The 6,591-nt window shown below is 59.3% G+C and carries 8 protein-coding genes and 1 pseudogene; 6 read left to right on the top strand and 3 right to left on the bottom strand.

Annotated elements, in window-relative coordinates:
* From hisB to ACIONG_RS16015, 6 genes are all read left to right on the top strand, one after another.
* On the top strand, window positions 1-515 hold a 515-nt coding region (gene hisB, locus ACIONG_RS16040; protein WP_401300893.1), incomplete at its 5' end, for an imidazoleglycerol-phosphate dehydratase HisB.
* A complete protein-coding gene (gene hisH / locus ACIONG_RS16035; RefSeq protein WP_103304195.1) occupies window positions 515-1,153 on the top strand; it encodes an imidazole glycerol phosphate synthase subunit HisH in 639 nt (212 codons plus the stop codon). The genes hisB and hisH, both read left to right, overlap by 1 nt.
* Window positions 1,153-1,410 carry a DUF2164 domain-containing protein gene (locus ACIONG_RS16030; RefSeq protein WP_103304196.1) on the top strand — a complete coding sequence of 86 codons (258 nt, stop codon included), beginning with the start codon at window positions 1,153-1,155 and terminating at the stop codon, window positions 1,408-1,410. Before hisH ends, ACIONG_RS16030 begins: the two co-directional genes overlap by 1 nt.
* A gap of 103 nt (window positions 1,411-1,513) precedes the next feature.
* Complete coding sequence (hisA, locus tag ACIONG_RS16025; RefSeq protein ID WP_003220753.1) at window positions 1,514-2,251, top strand: 1-(5-phosphoribosyl)-5-[(5-phosphoribosylamino)methylideneamino]imidazole-4-carboxamide isomerase; 738 nt, start codon at window positions 1,514-1,516, stop codon at window positions 2,249-2,251.
* Window positions 2,252-2,260: 9 nt separating this feature from the next.
* Entirely contained in the window at window positions 2,261-3,031 is a 771-nt protein-coding gene (gene hisF, locus ACIONG_RS16020; protein ID WP_003220755.1) for an imidazole glycerol phosphate synthase subunit HisF, read from the top strand.
* A 73-nt stretch (window positions 3,032-3,104) separates the two neighbouring features.
* On the top strand, window positions 3,105-3,860 hold the full coding sequence (locus tag ACIONG_RS16015; protein ID WP_315445267.1) for an ABC transporter substrate-binding protein: 756 nt from the start codon (window positions 3,105-3,107) through the stop codon (window positions 3,858-3,860).
* Here ACIONG_RS16015 and ACIONG_RS16010 read toward each other — a convergent pair.
* The 3 genes and pseudogenes from ACIONG_RS16010 to ACIONG_RS16000 all read right to left on the bottom strand — a co-directional run.
* Window positions 3,841-5,220, bottom strand: a complete 1,380-nt coding sequence (locus ACIONG_RS16010; RefSeq protein ID WP_401300888.1) for a Vps62-related protein — start codon at window positions 5,218-5,220, stop codon at window positions 3,841-3,843. The genes ACIONG_RS16015 and ACIONG_RS16010 overlap by 20 nt on opposite strands.
* Window positions 5,221-5,335: 115 nt before the next feature.
* A complete protein-coding gene (locus tag ACIONG_RS16005; RefSeq protein WP_401300885.1) occupies window positions 5,336-6,112 on the bottom strand; it encodes a divergent polysaccharide deacetylase family protein in 777 nt (258 codons plus the stop codon).
* A 2-nt stretch (window positions 6,113-6,114) separates the two neighbouring features.
* Window positions 6,115-6,582: pseudogene (locus ACIONG_RS16000) on the bottom strand (S41 family peptidase); the annotation flags it as partial.
* Between the last annotated feature and the right edge of the window lie 9 nt (window positions 6,583-6,591).

Genomic DNA, 6,591 nt, shown 5'->3' with positions numbered 1-6,591 from the left:
TCGCCCTTGCATTCGATATCGGTGTTCCTTTTCTTGAGCACATGCTGGATCAGATCGCCCGTCACGGGTTGATCGACCTGGATATTGAATGCAAGGGCGATCTGCATATCGACGACCACCATACGGTGGAAGACGTCGGTATCACTCTCGGCCAGGCCTTCGCCAAAGCCATCGGCGACAAAAAAGGCATCCGTCGCTACGGCCACGCCTACGTGCCGCTCGATGAAGCACTGTCGCGTGTGGTGATCGACTTCTCCGGCCGCCCAGGCCTGCAGATGCACGTGCCGTACACCCGCGCCACCGTGGGCGGTTTCGACGTCGACTTGTTCCAGGAATTCTTCCAGGGCTTCGTCAACCACGCACTCGTCAGCCTGCACATCGACAACCTGCGCGGCACCAATACCCACCACCAGATCGAAACCGTGTTCAAGGCTTTCGGCCGCGCCCTGCGCATGGCCGTGGAGCTGGATGAGCGCATGGCCGGGCAAATGCCATCGACCAAAGGCGTTCTGTAATGCAGACGGTTGCAGTTATCGATTACGGCATGGGCAACCTGCACTCGGTGGCCAAGGCCCTCGAGCACGTCGGTGCCGGCAAGGTGTTGATCACCAGCGATGCGGACGTGATCCGCGAAGCCGACCGCGTGGTATTCCCCGGCGTCGGTGCAATTCGCGATTGCATGGCGGAAATCCGTCGTCTCGGTTTCGACTCGCTGGTGCGTGAAGTCAGCCAGGATCGTCCATTTCTCGGCATCTGTGTCGGCATGCAAGCCTTGCTCGACAGCAGCGAAGAGAACGACGGCGTCGACTGCATCGGCCTGTTCCCGGGCGCGGTGAAGTTCTTCGGCAAAGACCTGCATGAGGACGGCGAACACCTGAAAGTCCCGCACATGGGCTGGAACGAAGTGAAACAGAAGGTCAGCCACCCGTTGTGGCATGACATTCCGGACATGGCGCGTTTCTACTTCGTGCACAGCTACTACATCGCCGCTGCCAACGCGCGTCAGGTGGTGGGCGGCGGTCATTACGGTGTCGATTTCGCCGCAGCGCTGGCCGAAGGCTCGCGCTTCGCCGTGCAGTTCCATCCGGAGAAGAGCCATACCCATGGCCTGCAATTGCTGCAGAACTTCGCGGCGTGGGACGGTCGCTGGTAATGGCTATCAAGAAGAAACCGCCGATCCTGACCCTCACTCCCGAGCAGGAGAGCGAGGCCAATCACAAGATCAAACGCTTCATGGAGGATCGATTCGAACTCGACCTCGGCTCGTTTGAAGCGGCGGAAATTCTTGAGCTGTTTACCCGCGAAATTGCTCCGCACTATTACAACAGGGCGATTTTCGATGTGCAGACCCACCTCAAGGAGCGGTTTGAAAGCATCGAAAGCGACCTGTGGGCGCTCGAAAAAAATTAAGAGCAGCGGCAAGCGTCAAGCTGCAAGCTGCAAGAGATAGACGCGCGTGCGCGCTTGCAGCTTATGGCTTGCAGCTTGCCGCTCTTTTGACGAAGGAAAAAGCATGCTGATTATTCCCGCTATCGATCTCAAAGACGGTGCCTGCGTACGTCTGCGCCAGGGCCGCATGGAAGATTCCACAGTGTTCTCCGATGACCCGGTGAGCATGGCTGCCAAGTGGGTGGAGGGCGGTTGCCGTCGTCTGCATCTGGTCGATCTGAATGGTGCGTTCGAAGGTCAGCCAGTCAACGGCGAAGTGGTCACCGCGATCGCCAAGCGCTACCCGACCCTGCCGATCCAGATCGGCGGCGGCATCCGTTCGCTGGAAACCATCGAGCATTACGTCAAGGCGGGCGTGAGCTACGTGATCATCGGCACCAAAGCCGTGAAAGATCCGGCGTTCGTCGCTGAAGCCTGCCGTGCGTTCCCGGGCAAGATCATTGTGGGTCTGGATGCCAAGGACGGTTTTGTCGCCACTGATGGCTGGGCTGAAATCAGCACCGTGCAAGTCATCGATCTGGCCAAGCAGTTTGAAGCCGATGGCGTGTCTTCGATCGTTTATACCGACATCGCCAAAGACGGCATGATGCAGGGCTGCAACGTGCCGTTCACCGCCGCACTGGCCGCTGCCACCAAGATCCCGGTGATCGCCTCCGGCGGCATCCACAATCTCGGTGACATCAAGTCGCTGCTCGACGCCAAGGCGCCGGGCATCATCGGTGCAATCACTGGCCGGGCGATCTACGAAGGCACTCTCGACGTCGCCGAAGCGCAAGCTTTCTGCGATTCGTACCAAGGCTGAGGACTGACCATGGCGCTGGCCAAACGCATCATCCCTTGCCTGGACGTGGACAACGGCCGGGTCGTCAAAGGTGTGAAGTTCGAGAACATCCGCGACGCCGGTGACCCGGTGGAAATCGCCCGTCGCTATGACGAACAGGGTGCTGACGAGATTACCTTCCTCGACATCACCGCAAGCGTCGATGGCCGCGACACCACGCTGCATACCGTTGAACGCATGGCCAGCCAGGTGTTCATCCCGCTGACCGTCGGTGGCGGTGTGCGTACCGTGCAGGACATCCGCAACCTGCTCAATGCCGGTGCCGACAAGGTTTCGATCAACACCGCTGCGGTGTTCAATCCGGAATTCGTTGGTGAAGCGGCGCAGCATTTCGGCTCGCAATGCATCGTCGTCGCCATCGACGCCAAGAAAGTCTCCGGCCCCGGCGAAACCCCGCGCTGGGAAATCTTCACCCACGGCGGCCGCAAGCCGACCGGCCTCGACGCGGTCGAGTGGGCGAAGAAAATGGAAGGCCTCGGCGCCGGTGAGATCCTGCTGACCAGCATGGATCAGGACGGCATGAAAAACGGCTTCGACCTCGGCGTGACCCGCGCCATCAGCGATGCACTGGGCATTCCGGTGATCGCTTCCGGCGGTGTGGGCAATCTGCAGCATCTGGCTGACGGCATCCTCGAAGGCCATGCCAGCGCCGTGTTGGCGGCGAGTATTTTCCACTTCGGCGAATACACCGTGCAGGAAGCCAAGGCGTATATGGCGCAACGCGGGATTGTGATGCGCTAAACCGTACAGGCCAGTGGACAGCATGGCGTACCCAAGGCACTCTTGGGCACGCCATGGATTTCGGTAGCCCGACATGATCAAACGCCTGCTTCTTGTTCTCGCCAGTGCCTGTGTGTTGCTGCTCAATACTGCCCGGGCCGAAAACAGTCCTGACACCGATCTGGTGCTCCTCACCGAAAACTTCCCGCCGTACAACATGGCCAAGAACGGCAAGAATTTCGCTCAGGGCGAGAACATCAACGGTATTGCCACCGACATCGTGCGCGAGATGTTCCAGCGCGCCGGCATCACCTACAGCCTGACCCTGCGTTTCCCTTGGGAGCGCGTCTACAAACTGGCCCTGGAAAACCCCGGTTACGGTGCGTTCGTGATGGCGCGGCTGCCGGATCGCGAAAAACTCTTCAAGTGGGTAGGCCCGATCGGCCCCGACGACTGGATCCTGTTGGCCAAGGCTGACAGCAAGATCACCCTCGAAACCCTCAATGACGCGCGCAAGTACCGGATCGGTGCCTACAAGGGCGATGCGATTGCCGAGACGCTGACCAAGCAGGGCTTGAAGCCAGTGGTCGTGCTGCGTGATCAGGACAATGCGAAGAAACTGGTCAACGGTCAGATCGATCTGTGGGCAACCGGCGATCCTGCCGGCCGTTATCTGGCGCGGCAGGATGGCGTGACCGGACTCAAGACCGTGCTGCGTTTCAACAGCGCCGAGCTGTATCTGGCGCTGAACAAGGACGTCTCCGACGAAGTTGTGGCCAAGCTTCAGGCTGCGCTCGATCAGTTGCGCAAAGAAGGCGTGGTTGACGACATCATGGCAAGGTATCTGTAGCGTTCGGCAAGTCTGGCTCCGGCTCTGGTAATGGCGCGGTGACCTCGTTGTCTGCCGATGACGTATCGATGATCGCCTGTACTGCCGGTTCAACCAAAGGCACAACAATTACTTCAGGCTCCGTCGGCGTGTATTGGCTGATGTGCAAGCTGTTGCCATCGGTGTAACTGACGTCGTCGGTAACGTGCGTACCGTCCGCGCGTAGCAGCACATAATCACTTTGCATCAGATAGACCCCTATCGAGCTGTTTTTTGCCATAACGGCAGCGACCTCGATTGGCGCGGGGTTGAGCCATTCATTCGACTGAATTTCGCACTGGGTAAAAGCATTGTTCAACCGCGCCGAAAACAGGAAAGGCTGGCGAGCGTTGCTTTGCCATTGAGCGCCGAACTCGATCGAGGTGAGCTGGGTGAAGGTGCGCAGGTTTTCCGATCTCTGGGCGCGGGGTGCCGTCCAGCGAATCGGTCTAGCGTCATCTTGGCCGTTCTTGCAATGGCCGACGAGCTGATAGTAATCCGTGCGTTGCAGAAGATAGAAAGGTGACTCTCGCAGTTGCTCGCGTCTGGAAAGCTGTGGGTCCTTCACCGCGAACCATGGAAGCCTAGCGGTCTGTGTGGGGTGTTCAGGTACCTGCGCACAGGGAGGTATTTCACTGTCGAGCACGGGCAAGGTGGGGGCAGGATTGACCTCGAGCGAAATCCGAATGCGCAGCGAATAGGCAAACAAGTTGTCGGGTCTGGAATAACCGCTACAGCCGACAAAGGTGCCGGGCACCAAGTAAATCTCATCCGCTGGTGCCGATGGCGGAATGGCGCTCCAGGTGCTGATGCTTTTTCGAGCGCCGCTGCTCCTGTCATTCCATGTCTGTTCACTGAGACCAGAAGCGATCACAAGGTCGGCACGGACACAGCGGACGGCGTTGAAAGAAGGTTTTTGATGGCCGTCGGAACATACCGATCCCAGCGCCACGTAACCTTCGGGAGGAACGGGGCGCCAGATCGCTCCGTCCTTTTTCGATCCCGATCCGGTGTCTTCCCAGATCAGTTCGTAGTCGACAGGCCGGCATAGTGCTTTGCCTTTGGCAGGATCTGCGCTGGGTGTATCAGCCTCGCAAACCACGGCCACGATATGCCTGCCAGTGATGTTGTCGTGGTTATCAATGAGCACGTCGCCCAATGGAAAATAGCCGGGAAGCACATCAGCGGCCGGGGTCGGACGCCAGATCGCGGCCTTTTTTGCCCGTGAACCGTGGGTGTCCCAGATGCGGAGAAACTCCGTCGTGAAGTTGATCAGCAGGTTGTCGTGGCGGATGGGCTCCATTTGCCCGGCTGGCACAGCGGTATCGTCATGCGTCGTCATAGTCACTCCTGATAGTTGAAAGGCGACTCAGGGAGTCGCAACCTGTTGCAGGTCTAACTATCCGGATGTAGGCCCAACCTCTGGCGGTAACTATGTATTGCGTGGTGACCGCGTGTTACCGATACACGCCGTTTTTGCCATGACTGGCCATAGCGCGATTGCTGCGCACGCTGATCATTTGCTTGATGTCGATCCATTCGATGCCCTGAGCCTTGAGCTTGGGCAGCTCGCGCTCCAGCACAGCGAGGGTCTGCGGGTACGGATGGCCGATCATCACCGCCGATCCTTGTTTGTGCGCCAGGCTGATCGCCGTCTGCAATTGGGTGAAAATTGCCGCTTCGGTGCGCTCGTCATCGAGAAACACATCCCGCGACACGCTCGCCAGATCGATCTTCTGCGCCTGTTGCGCCGCCACGGTTTGCGCACTGGTGCGGCTGTCGACGAAGAACTTGTGGCGGCGCTGCAATTCAGCCATCAACCACGCCATCGCCACTGGTTGCGCGGTCATGCGGCTGCCCATGTGGTTATTGATGCCGGCGGTGTAGGGGACCATTTTGAAAGCGGCGTTGAGGCGTTTTTCAAGTTCTTCGATGGGCAGTTCGGGGTGCCAGGCATACGGCCCGGTGGCCGGGTCCATGGGCATGTGCAGGATCACGATTTTGCCGGCGCGATGGGCTTCCCGGGCGAATTCGGTGGCGTGCGGGGTGTCGGGCATGATCGCCGTGGTCACCGGACCGGGCAAGGCCAGCACGCGGCGATCCCGGGGCAGGTTTTGCCCCAGGTCATCGATGATCAGTGTCAGGTAGGCTTTGTGAGGTGTCGAACCAGCGGGCTCTGCATAAGCAGCACCCGCCAGACAGCACAACAGAACGAAGACGAAACGCAGAGACATCCTCAGCGGCCGGACGTAATGCTCAGCCCTTTGAGCAGGCTCAGGGCCTGGGCCAGTTGGTAATCGTCATCCTGCGGCATGGCCTTGGCCTTGGCGCCGGAACCGGTCGGTTTGTCGGCGCCGCCGTTGCCATTGCCTAGGTGACCCTGCAGGTCGGCTTCCTTGAAGTAGTCGCCGTCCGCTTCGTTGGTGATCTTCGCCTTGCGCACTTCGATGTCCGGAACGATGCCCTGGGCCTGGATCGAACGGCCATTCGGCGTGAAGTACAACGCCGTGGTGATCTTCAGTGCGCGGTCGTTGTTCAGCGGCAGCACGGTTTGTACCGAGCCCTTGCCGAAACTGGTGGTGCCCATGACCACGGCGCGTTTCTGATCCTGCAGGGCGCCGGCGACGATGTCCGATGCCGAGGCGCTGCCTCCTTTGATCTTCAAGACGATCGTAATCGATTCTCTTATGTCCTTGTCGTTTGCGGTTTATTT

The sequence above is a fragment of the Pseudomonas sp. NPDC087817 genome (genome assembly GCF_044742875.1).
In the GTDB taxonomy this organism is placed as follows: Bacteria; Pseudomonadota; Gammaproteobacteria; order Pseudomonadales; family Pseudomonadaceae; genus Aquipseudomonas.
This window is presented reverse-complemented; position numbering and strand designations above follow the sequence as displayed.